At 54.0% G+C, this 16,836-nt stretch carries 8 protein-coding genes; 3 read left to right on the top strand and 5 right to left on the bottom strand.

Annotated features, from left to right (window positions below; genetic code table 11):
- Positions 1-20 precede the first annotated feature (20 nt).
- The gene (locus DBR37_RS13910) at positions 21-9,206 is read left to right on the top strand and encodes an S-layer family protein (protein WP_124575086.1); all 9,186 of its coding nucleotides are present in this window, start codon (positions 21-23) and stop codon (positions 9,204-9,206) included.
- A gap of 70 nt (positions 9,207-9,276) precedes the next feature.
- Here the strand turns inward: DBR37_RS13910 and DBR37_RS13905 are convergent, their stop codons facing one another.
- Positions 9,277-10,074, bottom strand: coding sequence for an outer membrane protein assembly factor BamD (locus DBR37_RS13905; protein WP_124575085.1), 798 nt, complete (start codon positions 10,072-10,074; stop codon positions 9,277-9,279).
- Positions 10,075-10,166: 92 nt separating this feature from the next.
- On the opposite strand from DBR37_RS13905, the gene DBR37_RS13900 reads away from it, so the two are divergent.
- On the top strand, positions 10,167-11,147 hold the full coding sequence (locus tag DBR37_RS13900; RefSeq protein WP_233588387.1) for an RluA family pseudouridine synthase: 981 nt from the start codon (positions 10,167-10,169) through the stop codon (positions 11,145-11,147).
- Positions 11,148-11,378: 231 nt separating this feature from the next.
- On the opposite strand, the gene DBR37_RS13895 is transcribed toward DBR37_RS13900, so the two are convergent.
- The 3 genes from DBR37_RS13895 to DBR37_RS13880 all read right to left on the bottom strand — a co-directional run bounded on the left by DBR37_RS13895 (position 11,379) and on the right by DBR37_RS13880 (position 15,542).
- Positions 11,379-12,974 carry a WG repeat-containing protein gene (locus DBR37_RS13895; RefSeq protein WP_124575083.1) on the bottom strand — a complete coding sequence of 532 codons (1,596 nt, stop codon included), beginning with the start codon at positions 12,972-12,974 and terminating at the stop codon, positions 11,379-11,381.
- 380 nt (positions 12,975-13,354) lie between these two features.
- On the bottom strand, positions 13,355-13,876 hold the full coding sequence (locus DBR37_RS13885; RefSeq protein ID WP_124575082.1) for a hypothetical protein: 522 nt from the start codon (positions 13,874-13,876) through the stop codon (positions 13,355-13,357).
- Between the two features lie 70 nt (positions 13,877-13,946).
- Positions 13,947-15,542 carry a WG repeat-containing protein gene (locus DBR37_RS13880; RefSeq protein WP_158610252.1) on the bottom strand — a complete coding sequence of 532 codons (1,596 nt, stop codon included), beginning with the start codon at positions 15,540-15,542 and terminating at the stop codon, positions 13,947-13,949.
- 243 nt (positions 15,543-15,785) lie between these two features.
- Between DBR37_RS13880 and pgeF the strand changes: the two genes are divergently transcribed.
- Positions 15,786-16,538, top strand: coding sequence for a peptidoglycan editing factor PgeF (gene pgeF / locus DBR37_RS13875; protein WP_124575080.1), 753 nt, complete (start codon positions 15,786-15,788; stop codon positions 16,536-16,538).
- A gap of 11 nt (positions 16,539-16,549) precedes the next feature.
- Here the strand turns inward: pgeF and DBR37_RS13870 are convergent, their stop codons facing one another.
- A complete protein-coding gene (locus DBR37_RS13870; protein WP_124575079.1) occupies positions 16,550-16,792 on the bottom strand; it encodes a hypothetical protein in 243 nt (80 codons plus the stop codon).
- Positions 16,793-16,836: the final 44 nt, after the last annotated feature.

Below are 16,836 nucleotides of genomic sequence, written 5' to 3'. Positions count from 1 at the left end.
CACTATGAAGGGATACTCAGATGGCTACCGCTCCTGTTTCCAAAACCGCTAATAACCAGCCTGCGCTGGAAAAAAATGGTGCGCCTATCCGCGTTGTGACGCCGGATCAGCAGGGCAACTTCCAACTGAAAATAAGCAAAGGCGATATCGCCAAGGTGCACATCGTCGACGTCGACATGGTGCTCTACCTGAACGACGGTACCAAACTGGTGCTGGCCGGTGGTGCGATAGGTGCGATGGATGACAGCGTGATGGTCGACTTCAGCAATGGGCGTGACAGTGCCGCCCATATGATGGATCAGGTCGGCATCATTCCGCTGCAAAAACTCGATCAGCCGCGTGTCCTGAGTACGGAGCCGCAAGGCGCCGAGGGACGCGGCTTTATGCAGGAAGAAGCATCCTACCGCCAGACCGAAGGTGCGCAAGATCTGGCGGCACAGGCACAGGCTGCAAATGCGGCGATCGCTGCCTTGAGCAAGGCGATGGTGCAACTGGCAAACGTGGTACAAAGCAATGCAACGCCGGTCAATAACTTCAAATCGAATTATGAAGGCCAGGCTTCTGTGCAGCAGCCGCTGGTCAAACAGATACCACAGGTTTTGCCGGAACGTCCGGGCGTGACGCCGCAGGAATTCGTCATCGGGCCGAACGCGCCAGCACTGTCGGTGCATCTGGTGAATACGATAGGTACGACGCAAGATGGCACGACCCTGAAGGGTAGCGGTGGTAGCAGCGCGTTCCAGTCGGATACCAACACTTCGAATATCGCGCAGATTGCACCGCAGATTATCAATGCGGCTAATGATGTCACTGAGATATGGGCAAATGGTCTGGCACCAAGCGGAAATACGCCGAATGGGACTTTTAGCAAAGTACTCGATGTGCAGATTACCGGCGACGGCAAGGTACAGAGTCTGACGGTATCGGGTGTCCCTTCGAACATGACGATAGTCGGGGCCACTTTCCTGGGTAATGGTGTTTACCAGATCGCGGTCTTACCGGATACCAAGCAGTACGGACTTGAGCTGCGCTACAACACGGTGGAGGCGAATGCAAATGCGCCTATACATCAGGATTTCAAACTGAATTTTGAATTGTCGGTTATCACGACTGACGGCGTACAGGTACTTAACAGCGTGCGTCAGGTCGTGCTCAAGGACGCGACGACTGCAGATGACCTGAACTATGCCAATCCGGTAACAGGTGAAAGTGCGCTTGTGTTGCCAGCACAAGGTATTTCGCACACCGTGCATGCCGGCGATAACGCCGGTACGACGATATACGGTAGCAATGCAAACGACTTTTTGTACGGCGGTACCGGTGCTGATATCCTCTACGGCGGCAAGGGTAATACTTATTTCGAAGGTGGTGCCGGTAACGATACTATCGTCGGTGGAGTGAACAGCGGCGGCACGAATATTAATACGGTCGGTTACAAGGCATCGACCTCAGGTGTGACGGTAGATCTGAGCACCGGTAATGCACTAGACGGCTTTGGTGGTCACGATACGTTGCAAAATATTCAGAAGGTAATCGGTAGTGCGCATGACGATACCTTTATCGTCGGTGCCAATACCAAAGGCGTGGATGGCGGTACTGGCGGCAGCGATACGATCGATTTTTCTGCCTCGAATGCTGCTGTGACTGTGAACATGACGACTGGCACTGGCACTGGCGGTTATGCGGGGAATCTGACCTTCACAAATATTGAGAATGTCGTCGGCAGCAGCTATAGCGATACCTTCATTGCCAGCAGCGTCGCGAACAAATTTGATGGTGGTGCGGGTGGCTCGAACACGGTCTCTTATGCGAACTCGCCATCGAGCTCGACTGCCGGTGTGACGGTTGATTTGTTGAACGGTGTGGGTAGTGGCAATGATGCCACCGGTGACCAATACGTCAATATCCAGAATGTTATCGGCAGCGCATATAACGATACCTTTGTTGCCAGTCTGGACGCTAACCATTTCGATGGTATGGGTGGTGTTAATACGGTTAGCTATGCCGGTTCTGCTTCTGGTGTTGAAGTCGATTTCTACAAAGCCCAGGGTACGGGTGGTAATGCCCAGGGTGACAGTTATAAAAATATCCAGAACGTGATCGGTAGTTCGTTTGACGACAAGTTTGTTGCGGATACGGATAGCCTGAATTTCAATGGCGGTGCGGGCGGTATTGATACAGTGAGCTATGAACGCTATCTGTCCGGCGTCGTCGTTGATGCATCGCGTAACGTAGGTGGTATTGAACTGACCCCTGCTGCAGGCGGGACGCCTGCCACGTATTCGAACAGCTACACGAATATCGATAAATTCGTCGGTACTGCTTATGCGGATACTTTCATTGCCAGCAACCACGCTGACAATTTCGACGGTCTCGGTGGTGTAGATACCGTCAGCTATGCAGCTGATACCGCGGGCGTCACCGTCAACCTGGTCACCGGTCTGGGTACTGGTGGCCTGGCCGAAGGTGATCGCCTGGCGAATATCGAAAACGTGACCGGTGGCAGCGGTAACGATACCTTTGTCGCCAATGACTCTGCGAATGTATTCGATGGCGGTGCAGGTTCCAATACGGTGGATTATAGTGGGTCCACTACCGGTGCTGTGACGGTCGATCTGTTCCACGCCAACGGCGTCGGTACCAGTGGCGGTTTCGCGCAGGGCGATAAATTTATCAATATACAGAACGTCATCGGTAGTGCCTTTGACGATACCTTTGTCGCCAGTGCTGCTGCCAACACCTTTGATGGCGGCGGCGGCAACCATAACCGCGTCAGCTATGCCAACGATACGGTAGGCGTAACGGTTGATCTGTTCAACGGTACAGGTTCGGGCGCTGGTAGCCTGGCCGCCGGCGACACGCTGATCAATATCCAGGATGCAACCGGCGGCAGCGGCAACGATACTTTCATCGCGAGTAATGTCGCCAACGCATTCAATGGTGGCGCCGGTTCGAATACGGTGAGCTATGAACATTCCACCACAGGGGTAACCATAGATCTGGTAGCGGGTACCGGTAGCGGCGGTTTTGCGGATGGTGACAGCTACATCAGCATCCAGAACGTCAAAGGCAGCACCAGCGATGATTTGTTTATCGCGAATAGTGCTGCCAACTCTTTCGTCGGTAATGGCGGTAACGATACGGTCAGCTATATCAAGGCAACTGATGGCAACGGCGTCACGGTAGACTTGAACGCTGGCGTTGGTACCGGTGGTTACGCCGACGGTGATCGCTACGATGGCATACGCAATGCAATCGGTACCAGCTACGACGATACCTTTGTCGCCAGCAACCTGGTCAATAGCTTTGATGGCGGGCTGGGTTCGAACACGGTCAGTTATGCTGCGTCCAATGCCGGCGTAACGGTTAACCTTATAACCGGTATCGGGACGGGGGGGTACGCGCAAGATGATCGCTACACCTCGATACAGAATGTCATCGGTAGTGCCAGCGATGATCTGTTCATTGCGAATGGTTCGGTTAATCGGTTTGACGGTGGTGTAAGCACCGCTGCTTCACATAACCGTGTCAGCTATGCCAGCGATACTGCGGATCTGACTATCGATTTGCTGACGCCAGGTGCAGCAGGGATAGGCGGCAATGCCGAGGGCGATACCTACGTCAATATCCAGGACCTTACCGGTGGTAGCGGCAACGATACTTTCATCGCCAGCGCGGCAGCGAATAACTTCGACGGTGGCGGCGGCACGCATAACCGCGTCAGCTATGCGAGTGATACCGCTAACCTGACGATCGATTTGATCGCCGGTACAGGTCTGGGCGGCAATGCGCAGGGCGACACTTATACCAATATTCAAGACATTACCGGCGGCTCGGGCGACGATCTCTTCATCGCCAATGGCCAGGCCAATCGTTTTGATGGCGGCGCCAGCACGGCGACTTCACATAACCGCGTCAGCTATGCGAGCGATACAGCAGACCTGACGATTGATTTGATCGCAGGTACCGGGCTGGGCGGCAATGCGGAAGGCGATACCTACGTCAACATCCAGGATGTGACCGGCGGTAGCGGTAACGACACCTTCGTTGCCAGTGCTGCAGCGAATGCGTTTGACGGTGGTGGTGGTTTGCATAACCGTGTCAGTTACGCCAGTGATACCGCCAACCTGACTATCGATTTGCTGACAGTTGGTGCAATCGGTCTGGGTGGTAATGCGCAGGGCGACACTTATACCAATATTCAAGACATTACCGGCGGCTCGGGCGACGATCTCTTCATCGCCAACGGCCAGGCCAATCGTTTTGATGGCGGCACCAGTACGGCAACTTCGCATAATCGTGTCAGCTATGCGAGCGATACAGCAGACCTGACGATTGATTTGATCGCCGGTACCGGGCTGGGCGGCAATGCGCAAGGCGATACCTACGTTAACATCCAGGATGTGACCGGCGGTAGCGGTAACGACACCTTTGTCGCCAGTGCGGCAGCGAATAATTTCGATGGCGGCGGTGGTTTGCATAACCGTGTCAGCTATGCGAGCGATACAGCCAACCTGACGATCGATTTGATCGCCGGTACGGGGCTGGGCGGCAATGCGCAAGGCGATACCTACACCAACATCCAGGACATTACAGGTGGTTCCGGCGACGATCTGTTCATCGCCAACGGTCAGGCCAATCGTTTCGATGGTGGCACCAGTACGGCAACTTCGCATAATCGCGTCAGCTATGCGAGCGATACTGCGGACCTGACGATTGATTTGCTGACAGTTGGTGCGATCGGCCTGGGTGGTAACGCTCAGGGAGATACCTATACCAATATTCAGGATATTAGCGGCGGTGCAGGTAATGACACTTTCATCGCCAGTGCTGCTGCGAATAATTTCGATGGCGGCGGTGGTTTGCATAACCGTGTCAGCTATGCGAGCGATACGGCCAACCTGATCGTCAATCTGTCTGACAAGGCAGCTTCCGGTGTCGCGGCGGGGACTGGTGCCGGCGGTAATGCGCAAGGTGATACCTATACCAATATCCAGGATGCGACCGGCGGTAATGGCAACGATATTTTCATCGCCAGCCTGGGAGTCAATAATTTCAATGGTGGCGGTGGTACGAATACCGTCAGCTATGCGTCCTCGAACAGCGGCGTGATCGTCAATTTGTCAGCACTGAGTGTCAATGGTCTGGCCAGTAATACCGGTGGTGGTGTCGGCAGCTATGCTGAAGGCGATACCTATACCTCCATCCAGAATGTCATCGGCAGCATATACAACGATACTTTCATCGGTGGCGCTGCCGCGAATGCCTTTGTCGGCGGTGGTGGCAGCGATACGGTGAGCTACACGTCGTCCACCGCAGCCGTCACCGTTAACCTTTCGGGTACCGCAGTGACGCCGACTGCGGGTGGCGGTTCGCTGGCCGCAGGCACAGGTCGTGGTGGTGACGCACTGAATGATACATATAGCGGCATCAGCAATGTGATCGGTAGCGCATTAGGCGGTGATGAATTCTTTGCAAACGGAACCCTGGTAGGGACTTTCGATGGTAATGGTGGTTTGCATGATCGCGTCAATTACACCGGCTTCACATCGAATCTGACTATTAATCTGTCCGACAAGACGGTGGCAGGCGTAACTGCCGGTAAAGGTGACGTCGGCAAGACTGGTCAGGATACGTACATCGGCATCCATGATGCGACTGGTGGCGCGGGCAACGATACCTTTATCGCAGGTAGTGCTGCGAATGCCTTTGACGGCGGCACTGGCAGCAATACTGTGAATTACGCAGCATCGGATGCAGGCGTGATCGTCAATTTCGCAGCAGATACGCGTGGCGGCCTTAACAGCATGACAGGTGGTGGTGCGGCTGGCAGTTATGCCATTGGCGATACCTATACCAATATACAAAACGTGGTCGGCAGCAGCTTCGATGATTTGTTCTATGCGAGTGCTGCAACCGGGGCAGCCGCCAATAAATTTGACGGTGGCGTCAGCGATGCCAATTCGCATAACCGGGTCAGCTATGAAGCGACGAGTACCGGGATTGTCGTCAACCTCGCAGGTGCTGCAGTAACAGTCAACGGCACTTCCATCGCTGCCAACAGCGGCGCTGGCGGCGCGCTGGGTGATACCTATGTGAATATCCAGGACATCACTGGTGGCAGCGGCGCGGATATCATCGTTGCCAATGCGGCGGCAAATAATATCAATGGTGGTGGCGGTACGAATAACACGGTGCATTACGGCGGCTCCGCTGCAGGTGTGATCGTCAACTTGTCGGGTGCCAGCGTCACGATAGGCGGCACTACGGTGGCCAGCATGACGGGCGCAAATGCGACTGTAAGCGCCAGCCACGCCGCTGGTGATACTTACAACGCGATCCAGAATGTCACGGGTAGTGCATCCAACGATATTTTCATCGGCGGTATTGCAGCTAACGTATTCACCGGTAATGGTGGTAGCGATACGGTCAGCTATACCTCGTCAGCGACGGCGGTCACAGTCAATCTTTCAACCGGATCGGTTAATCCGACGGCGGGTGGTGCTGCGTTGGTCGCAGGTGCCGGACGCGGTGGCGATGCTGAAGGTGATACCTATTCCGGCATCAGCAATGTGACCGGCAGTACTTTGGGTGGTGATGAATTCTTTGCGCACAACACGCTGGCTGGCACCTTCGACGGTAATGGCGGTTTGCATGACCGTGTCAATTACAGCGGGTTCTCAGCTGCACTGACCATCAACTTGTCCGATAAGGCAGTGGCTGGCGTGGCTGCGGGCAAAGGCAATGTCGGTAAGGTTGCCGGTCAGGATACTTACATCGGTATCCATGATGCGACTGGTGGCAGTGGCAACGACGTCTTCATTGCGGGTAGCGCTGCGAATGCCTTCAATGGCGGCACAGGTAGTAATACTGTGAATTACGCCGCATCGGATGTCGGTGTGATCGTCAATCTGGCGACAGATACACGCGGCGGGCTGACGACGATGACAGGCGGCGGTGCGGCCGGCAGCTACGCGATTGGTGATACCTACATCAATATACAGAACGTCGTCGGCAGCAGCTTCGATGATATTTTCTACGCCAGCGCGGCAACAGGTGCTGCGGCCAATAAATTTGACGGCGGCGTCAGCGATGCGAACTCGCATAACCGGGTCAGCTACGAAGCGGCGACTGCAGACGTATTGATCAATCTGGCCGGTGTTGCAGCAACGCTGAACGGCACGAGTGTCGCGACCCTCAGCGGTGCGGGTGGTGCCGCAGGTGATACCTACGTCAATATTCAGGACGTGGCAGGCGGTTCCGGTAACGATACCTTCAACGCCGCTGCGGTGAGCAACAGATTTGACGGCGGTAGCGGCGTGAATACGGTCAGCTATCAATCACTGGCCGGCCCGGTCAATATTGATATCAAAAACATGACTGGTACCAGCGCGTTCCAGACTGGTTACCTTTTCTGGAATATCCAGAATCTGATCGGTACTGCTAGCAACGATACGCTGGGTGGTGCCGCAGGTGGTAATTCGACGCTGACGGGTGGCGCAGGCGCGGACGTCTTGATCGGTTATGGCACCAACAATACGACCAACTACGCAGGCAATACTGCGGCACTGACCATCAATCTGTCGAATGCGGTTGTCGGAGGTGTCGCGGCGCGTAGTGGTAAAGGCGGCGATGCGGAAGGCGATACTTACACCAACATTCAGAACGCGATCGGCGGTACGGGTAATGATTTGTTTATCGCGAGCGCGGATGTCAATGCTTTCAATGGCGGCACGGGCAATAACACGGTCAGCTATGCGGGTTCAACGGCTGCAGTGGTCGCCAATCTGAATACGACGACTGGTTCGACTGGCGATGCTACCGGCGATACCTTTACTCTTATTCAAAATCTGACCGGTACAGCTTTTGCCGACAAACTGACTGGTTTGGCTGCTGGTGGCTCCATCCTGACCGGTGGTGCAGGTGCTGATCAACTGATCGGCCTGGGCTACAACGGTACAGCCGCGACGGCGAACACGATTAACTATGCTGGTTCCAGTCTCGGCGTGACTATCGATTTATTCAACGGTAATGCGATTGGTTCGGCGGTCGGTAGCGAAGCCTATGGCGATACATTCTCTGGTGTCCAGAATGTCATCGGCAGCACTTCCAACGATATATTTTACGCAAGTAGTGAAGCGAATAAATTTACCGGCAATGGTGGTGTTGATACCGTTAATTATCAATATTCAGATCTGGGCGTGACGGTCAATCTGAATACGGGCGCAGGCACATTGGGTTTCGCTGCTGGTGATACTTATATCGGTATCCAGAATGTGGTGGGCAGTGCGTTTAACGACACCTTCGTCGCCAACAATATTGCCAGTGTTTTTGACGGCGGCAGTGCTGGCAGTGATACCGTCGATTATTCTGCCTCCGGAACGGCGGTGACGGTCAATTTGTTTAATGGCACTGGTACCGGTGGCTATGCTCAGGGTGATAGCTATGTGAGTATAGAAAACGTCATCGGCAGCGCTGGCAACGATCTGTTTTATGCAAGTGCGGCTGCCAATAATTTTAATGGCGGTACTGGCGGTAACGATACGGTCAGTTATCAGTATTCGACCGGTCAACCTATCGTGGCGAGCCTGGCAACCGGCCAGGGTACCGGCGGCGATGCGAATGGCGATCGATATACATCCATCGAGAATTTAACTGGTAGTGCAAATGTTGACAGCACTTTGACCGGTGATGGCCTGGCCAATATTTTGACGGCGCTTGGTATCAACACTACTAATATTCTGAATGGTGGTGCCGGCAACGACATCCTGGATGGACGTTTGGGTGGGCACAATACGCTGATCGGTGGTGCCGGTGATGATATTTTCTGGGTCAAGGTTGGTGCAGACGGTTCCTCGATTGCCAATGTGGATCATATTACCGGCGGCGATGGCGCGGATACGTTGAGGATAGATGGCTTGCAGGCAAGTCTGAATATGACGACTTTCCTGGCAGGCCCCACACAAAATACCTACAAGGCAAGTGGCATTACCACGCTGGACGTGAGGGATAGTGTATCTACGACCCTGACGTTTACTGCGCAGGATGTCATTAATATGGGAGTGAATAACCAGCTTACCGTTCGCATGGATGGAGGCGATACGCTGAGAGTGTCCGGTAATGCCGTAGCAGGGAATGGTTATTTTGCTTTTTACGACGCGAGCAATACCTCGGAAGTGGCGCGTATTAATTTCCTGTACGCGTAAGATTATTTCTTTGTGCAACAAAAAAGCCTCGCAATGCGAGGCTTTTTTACAGGTGCTTAACTTAAGACAATTACCAGACTTTCCACCAAGGAGTTTCTTTTTTCGGGCCGCCCTTGAAGTAAACACTATCAGGGAAGTTGGTCTTCATCACGCGCTCGGCATCATCGCGCAATTGCGGCAGGTTGAGTGCGTCGTAAGACTGGATCATCACGTACAGCGCGCCTTCCACGGCTGGTGCGCCCGGATAGTTCTTCACCGCGGCTTGTGCACGATTAGCCGCCGCCAGGTAGGCGCCACGGCGATAGTAGTAGTTCGCCACGTGGACATCGTATTGCGCCATGGTATTGATCAGGTAGGCCAGGCGTGCCGTTGCATCCGGTGTGTACTTGCTGTCAGGGAAGCGTTCAGTCAGCAATTTGAAAGAGTCAAACGCTTCGCGGGCCGCTTTCGGATCACGTTCGGTCGGATCCTGGCGTGATACGAAGTCGAAAATACTGACTTTATCGTTGAAATTGATCAGACCACGCAGGTAGTACATATAGTCGACGTTAGGATGATCCGGGTGCAGCTTGATGAAGCGCTCGACCGCAGCCAGAGCCTGTGGCTGGTCACCCTGGCGATAGTAGGCGTAGGCGATTTCCATCTGCGCTTGCTGGGCGTAGGTGCCAAACGGATAACGGGATTCCAGCTTTTCGAAGTGAGAGATGGCCTTGGTGTAATCACCTACATTCATCTCTTCACGAGCCTCCGAGTATAATTTGGACGGAGACCAGTTTTTGGTCTCGTCGAATTTGTCAGGTGTGAGGCTACATGCGGACAGTAGGAAGGCGAGAGCGACGATGGTAATTTTTAGCATTGGTTTTTGCATGAGATTTCGCGAGAATGCCGCTAGACAATGAATGATTATAGCCGATGGGACTTGTAGTGATACCAACCGAAACACCGATTTTGAATAAAACCATGCCCGAAAGTGATCTGGACGGCGTGGATGATGGCGACGATCTGGCGCTGGAACTGCCGCCGATCGCTCTTGAGTTAGGCCCGGAAGTCTGCGGCGTCCGTTTGGACAAAGTACTTTCCACCCTGGTTCCGCAATATTCGCGCAGCCGCATGCAGCAATGGATAGATGGTGGTCACGTCAGCGTGGATGGCGAAGTTGCCCGCGCGAAAATGACGGTATATGGCGATGAAAAGGTCGTCATTCACCCGCAGCCTGCGCCTGAAGAGCAGGCTTTCAAGCCGGAAGCCATGGATCTGGTCATCGTGCACGAAGACAGCGAAGTGCTGGTGATTAACAAACCTTCCGGTCTGGTGGTGCATCCGGCCGCAGGGAACTGGTCGGGCACCTTGCTGAATGGTTTGTTGCATTATTGGCCATCAATTTCCGGTGTGCCACGTGCCGGCATCGTGCATCGTCTGGATAAAGACACCAGTGGTCTGATGGTGGTGGCCAAGACCCTGATCGCACATACCGACCTGGTACGCCAGTTGCAGGCACGTACTGTCAAGCGTGAATACCTGGCGCTGGTATGGGGCACGCCCAACATTACCGGCAAGATCGATGCTTCCATCGGTCGCCATGCACGTGACCGCATCAAGATGGCGGTATCGGAAAATCTGACTGCCAAGCCAGCGATCACGCATTACCAGCGCCTGGCAACCGGCATGCTGGATGGCCGTCCGGTCAGCCTGATGCAATGCCGGCTGGAAACCGGCCGGACGCATCAGATCCGCGTACACATGCAATCGATAGGTTTTGCGCTGGTGGGCGACGGTTTGTATGGCAAGCAGCATCTGACTACGGCATTCCCGCGTCAGGCCTTGCATGCACGGCGCCTCGGCCTGATGCATCCAGTCAGCGGTGAGCCGCTGGAATGGTCAACCGAGTTGCCGGAAGACTTCGCTGAGCTGGTGGCTAGGGCTGGTATTAAAACCTATTGATGGACTGATTTTTTGTGGTTGCAGATGGGTTCACTATTTACGATGGTGAGCCCGTTTTCATTTACAGGATCAAATTCCGCAGTGCATTGCGTTCCTTGCCGGCCTTGGGTAAGGTCAGTGAGAGTACATTAGCGCCATAGTGTGCAATATTTCTGGCGACGATGTCGCCTGCGGAGAATTACAAAATCTGGTTACGGTAAAGCGGGGCATGCTCGCGACGGGTGGCAAGTGCTAAGGTCGCTGCGTGCAGTATTGTTCCGGATCCTCGGGCCATATCACGGCACCAGCGCTGTCGATGGCCTGCTGCGCACCACATACCAGCGTACGGATGCTTAGCAAGAGCTTGCCCTGCATGTTGTGCAAGGCGTAAAGCGCTTGCAAGTTGTTCTCCGCAGTGTCATCTATACGGGCATAAGCCTGGATGACGCCGTGGCGATGATCGATATTTAGCATTTCCCAATTGGGTGGGATGATCAGATTTCCGTTGAGGTCATACAGTCCAATTTTCCTTTTTTTGTCTATGCCGGTCCATGCCCGGAAAAAATGCCCCGAGGGATCAAGGCTAATATAGACGAAGCCCGAAGGGGCAACCAGCGCTTTGCCCATGCGGTCCATGATGCCTTGTGCTGGTGCCAGGGCTTCGCTCCTTAAGAAGTGCACTTTTACTTGCGGTGAATCGTCGTCGCTGTAAGCAAACCAGTCGGGGCTGATAGCAGCTACCCATTGATATTGCATGGGTATGATTTCCTTACCCTCGTTTGTATCGTAGAGTCCAAACTTTGTTGCGAATTCATCTACCTTGGCAATAGACAGCAGACCCGGTACCGGTGTTGGGATGCCGAAGATGGACTGGCCAGATAGATCCGCCTTGTCATAGGAGGGCGGTCGTACCCATGCGCCTTGACGATTGATAGGGCCGAATTTTCCGGCGAGTGGATTTGCGTGTCGCTCACGCACCAGCGCTTCTTTTTGACCGAAGGGCAGGCACTCGCTGAATTGTGCGGCGATCACTACCTTGCCCTGATAATCAAGATAGCCACAAGGTTCGTTGTACTCCCTCTGAAATGAAACAAGACCGCCGCTCGGTAGGCCCAGCTTGACGTACTCGATATCTATAACCACCTGGCCTTGTTGATTGACCAGTCCCGTGCGCAGTCCATTCCGCGATTTGGCTACTAGATGTCCATCCTCCATATCTTCCAGAGAGGTGGCTGTGGTCGGTATTACCTGCCTGGTCTTGAGATTAATCAGCCATAGTCGCCCGTCGTCGTTTCTGGCGATGGCCAGTGAAGCGTGTTCTGTAGCTGAATTGCGTGACAGGATACTGTCGAAGCGCGCCTCGGTAATTTTTTCTCCATGCGCATTCAGCAGGCCCTGTTTTCCCTTGAGTCCGTAAACCATGTATGGATTGTTGTGTTCGACATGTATGTAGTCATACCTGGGCGCTGCGATGCGTTTTCCATCACTGCGTATGATGCCCGCTTTGCCGTCTTCGTCGATGCGGAAGTAGTTTGGGGTGAGAGGTGTAAGCTGCTTGCTTATATTGGCTTTGAGTACTGTTTTTCCATCGGCACTGACCAGATGCCACATCCCCTGCTTGCCGGCAAAAATCGTGTTTTTATAATTTGCCGCAATCACATTGCTGTAGCGATTGTCGAAAGGCATGAGCAAATTGCCATTCTGATCGACTGCCGTACAGCGGCCATTGACGCATACGGGTAGCGCCAGCGCATTTTCTTCCGGGCTCTCGGCAAGCACGTTGCTGCTTAACGTAAACAGACTTGCCAGTAATAGCAGCACATAGTGCTTGCTTGGAGGTTTAAACATAAAATAGTTGTCCGGTAGCGACGGTGATAGTGGTGAGCAAGCTTATTTGAACGAGATTGTCACGAGCAGATAAGTGATTGAGGATTGTCTGGTTCGAGTGGCGCTAAACCTAGAGGAATGCTCTTGAATGTGCTTGTGCAAGGGGGCGCTGTATAGGGGGCTGTTCTTGGCTGGTGCCAGAGGGTATGAGTAATGAAATATGAGCCTCACGCCATCACACGCATTACTAACGCCTTGCATGCGCGGCGTCTGGGCCTGATGCATCCGGTCAGCGGCGTGGCCAACTGAATTGCCGGAAGACTTCGCTGAGCTGGTGGCTAGGGCTGGTATTAAAACCTATTGATGGACTGATTTTTTGTGGTTGCAGATGGGCTCACTATTTACGATGGCGAGCCCATTTTCATTATTTGATCGAAACGGCGCAACGCGTTGCGTTCGCGGCCTTCCCTGGGCAGGGTCAGCGAGAGTACATTAGCTCCAAAAATTGCGATATCCCTCGCGTGCAGATTTTTCGTTTCCCACATCTTTTTGAATGTCCGGATAGCGGTATCGCATGAGTATTTCCTGGCGATGATATCGCCTACGGAAAACTGCAGGATCCGGCTGCGATACAGCGGTGCATGCTGTATGAAAATATCCAGCAAGCTCTGTTGCTGGGCGGCAGACAGTTTGTCAAAGTCACTGAACAGCGCGGGGATGAAGCTGGCTGTATGCGGTTTTTCGCACAGCACGGCATCACTCAGTATGTCGGTATAGATAAGAAATACTTCGTTTGGAATGACGGGGATAGATAAAGTCAGGTTGTCCAGGGAGAAGGCGATGTCAGAGAGCTCGGTACGTTTCCTTCTGGAGTCGCGGCGGCAAGCTTGTATGCGTAGACGCAGTTCTTCAAGTGTTTCCATTATCTGTAATCGTATAGGCTTAAAAGCGGTTTAACGGGAGGATGCGAGGCATCCTCATGGCGGGCCAGCGTTATGGTTTTTGCCTGCAGTATGGTTCCGGATCTTCTGGCCATATCACTGCACCAGCGCTGTTGAGTGCCTGCTGCGCACCGCAGGCCAGCGTGTTGACGGTTAGCAAGGGTTTGCCATGGAGGCTGTATAAGGCGTGCAGTACCAGCAGCCCGCTTTCAGAGCCGTCATCTATGCGGTTATAAGCCTTGATCACGCCGTGGCCTTGATCGATATCCAGCATTTCCCAATTGGGCGGCACGATCAGATTTCCGTTGAGGTCGTACAGACCGGTTTTGCTGTATTTGTCTATGCCAGTCAGTGCCTGGAAAAAGCGACCAGAGGTATCCAGGCTGATGTGTATGAAGCCGGATGGTGCGACCAGCTGTTTGCCCTTGCGATCCATGATGCCTAATGCAGGCATCATGGTTTCACTTCCCATGAAGCGCACTTTTACTTGCGGAGAGTCCTTGCTGCTGAAGGAAAACCAGTCCGGGCTGATGGCGGCTATCGATTGATACTGCATCGGCATGATTTCCTTGCCTGTGTCTGTATCGTAGAGTCCAAACTTTGCTGTAAATCTTTCCATTTCGACGATGGATAGCAGGCCTTTTACCTGGGTCGGCAAGCCGAGCGCGCTCAGGCCGGCGAGATCCGCCCTGTCATAGGAAGGCGGGTGTACCCAGGCGCCTTCATGATTGATAGGGCCGAATTTGCCAGCGTTTCCGTTTGCAAGTCTCTCACGTACCAGTGCTTCTTTTTGACCAAAGGGCAGGCATGTGCTGAATTGCGCAGTGATGACGACCTTGCCCTGATAATTGAGGTAACCGCAAGGACCGTTGTTCTGCTCCTGAAACGAAACCAGGCCGCCGCCTGGGGTGCCCAGGCTGTAGTACTTGAGATCTATCACTAACTGACCTTTTTCATTGACCAGTCCTGTCTGTGTTCTGTTTTGTGAGCGGGCGACCAGGTGTCCATCCTGCACCTGGTCCAGTGAGGCGGCTTTGGTCGGCAATACCTTATTGGTTTTGAGATCGATTAACCACAGCTGTCCATCGTCGTTGCTGGCGGTGACCAGTGAGGCGCGTGTGGCGGCCGGATTGTGCGACGTAATATTGTCGAAACGCGCGTCAGTAATTTTTACTCCCTGCGCATTCAGCAGGCCCTGTTTTCCCTTATGCCCATACACCATGTAGGGGTTGTTGCTATTGACATACACGTACTCGAACCCGGGTCCTGCAATGCGTTTCCCATCACCGCGTATGATGCCCACTTTGCCATCGGCCCCGAAGCGAAAATAGTTGGGTGTCAGGGGAGCAAGCTGGTCGCTGATATTGGCTTTGATGACCTTTTTCCCGTCTGCGCTGACCAAATGCCACATGTCCTGGTCGCCGACAAACACCGTGCCCCTATAATCGGCAGCGATGATGTTGCCGTAATGGTTGTCGAAAGGCATGAGCAACACGCCCTCCTGGTTGACGACCGCGCAACGGTCATTGGCGCATACAGGCAGCGCCAGCGCATCTTTTTGAGCGTCCAAAGCATGTACGTTGCCGGCTAGCGTGAACAGGCTGCTCAGCAATATGTGGCGGTAGTGTTTGTTTGGATGTTTAAACATAAAATAGGTATCCGTCATTCATGGTGCGAGTGTTAAGCGTGTTCATCTGAACGATGTCGCCGCTTGCAGAAAACTGATTGAGGATTGTCTGATTCGGGCGGCGCTAAACCTAGCGGAAAGCTCTTGAATCTTGTTTGTATACGCTTGTTGTCATGCAAGACACCGCTCGTGATGGGCGCAAGATGGAATGAGTAATAAAATACAGGCCTCGCGACTACACACCCACAGGAAAGCAAGCAGACTATGGAATTGATACTCCCGCAATGGGGCACCTCGCTGCCGCACACAGGCGCGCTGGCGACCACGCGGCCTTGCGGTATCAGCACTGCACCTTATGACGACGGACAGGGCGGCGGCGGCCTGAACCTCGGCGTGCATGTCGGTGATGCACTGACCAATGTAGAACATAACCGTGCACAGATCCGGCGCCAGTTACCGGCTGAGCCGGCGTGGCTGACGCAGGTTCATGGCACCACGGTGGTGGATGCGGCGCAGGTAAGCGGTGCACCGGAGGCCGACGCCAGTTACACCACGCAAGCCGGTGTAGTGTGCGCGATCATGACGGCGGACTGCCTGCCGGTGCTGTTTGCCGATGCCGGTGGTCGCGCAGTCGGGGCTGCGCATGCAGGCTGGCGCGGTCTGGCAGCAGGCGTGCTGGATAACACGGTGGCGCAGATGCGTGCCGCCGGCGCGGAGACTTTATATGCCTGGCTGGGGCCGGCAATCGGGCCGCAGCAGTTTGAAGTCGGTGCCGATGTATTGCAGGCCTTTGTGGCGCAAGATGCCGCAGCGGAGCAGGCGTTCAAGGCTATTGCGGATAAGCCCGGTAAATACCTGGCCGATATCTATCAATTGGCGCGCATGCGGCTGGCGCGGCTGGGTGTAAACAAGGTGAGTGGCGGCAATGCCTGCACCGTGAGCGATGCGCAGCGTTTTTATTCTTATCGGCGCGATGGTGTGACGGGGCGGATGGCGGCCCTGATCTGGCTACGCTAGGCCTGTCTTCCTTAACCTTCCGGCGGGCGTTCCGCGCTCGCCGCTTCTTCCTGTCGTCTCAGGAGTTCCTCGCGTCGCTGCATTTCCTGCGCATAACGTTTGCGCTTGCGCCTTCCGCTGCCCATCACGTATAAAATAATTGCAACGGGCAAGACACCGTACAGTAAAAAAGTCATAATTCCAGCAATGACTGAGGTTTCTGTAATCGCCATCATAAAGACGACATAGATCCAGGCGATGGCGACGATGTACATAGATATCTGCGGCCTTTGTATGCAAACCGCAAAGATACTTGAAA

Source organism: Herminiimonas sp. KBW02, assembly GCF_003852535.1.
Lineage (GTDB): Bacteria > Pseudomonadota > Gammaproteobacteria > Burkholderiales > Burkholderiaceae_D > Oxalicibacterium.
The sequence above is the reverse complement of the archived record's forward strand: the minus strand, read 5'-3'. Positions and strand labels throughout refer to the sequence as shown.

Coding starts and splice junctions, on each gene's coding strand:
- DBR37_RS13885 (WP_124575082.1), bottom strand. CDS start 13,876: ATGGAAACACTTGAAGAACTGCGTCTACGCATACAAGCTTGCCGCCGC.
- pgeF (WP_124575080.1), top strand. CDS start 15,786: ATGGAATTGATACTCCCGCAATGGGGCACCTCGCTGCCGCACACAGGC.
- DBR37_RS13900 (WP_233588387.1), top strand. CDS start 10,167: ATGCCCGAAAGTGATCTGGACGGCGTGGATGATGGCGACGATCTGGCG.
- DBR37_RS13880 (WP_158610252.1), bottom strand. CDS start 15,542: ATGTTTAAACATCCAAACAAACACTACCGCCACATATTGCTGAGCAGC.
- DBR37_RS13895 (WP_124575083.1), bottom strand. CDS start 12,974: ATGTTTAAACCTCCAAGCAAGCACTATGTGCTGCTATTACTGGCAAGT.
- DBR37_RS13905 (WP_124575085.1), bottom strand. CDS start 10,074: ATGCAAAAACCAATGCTAAAAATTACCATCGTCGCTCTCGCCTTCCTA.
- DBR37_RS13870 (WP_124575079.1), bottom strand. CDS start 16,792: ATGTACATCGTCGCCATCGCCTGGATCTATGTCGTCTTTATGATGGCG.
- DBR37_RS13910 (WP_124575086.1), top strand. CDS start 21: ATGGCTACCGCTCCTGTTTCCAAAACCGCTAATAACCAGCCTGCGCTG.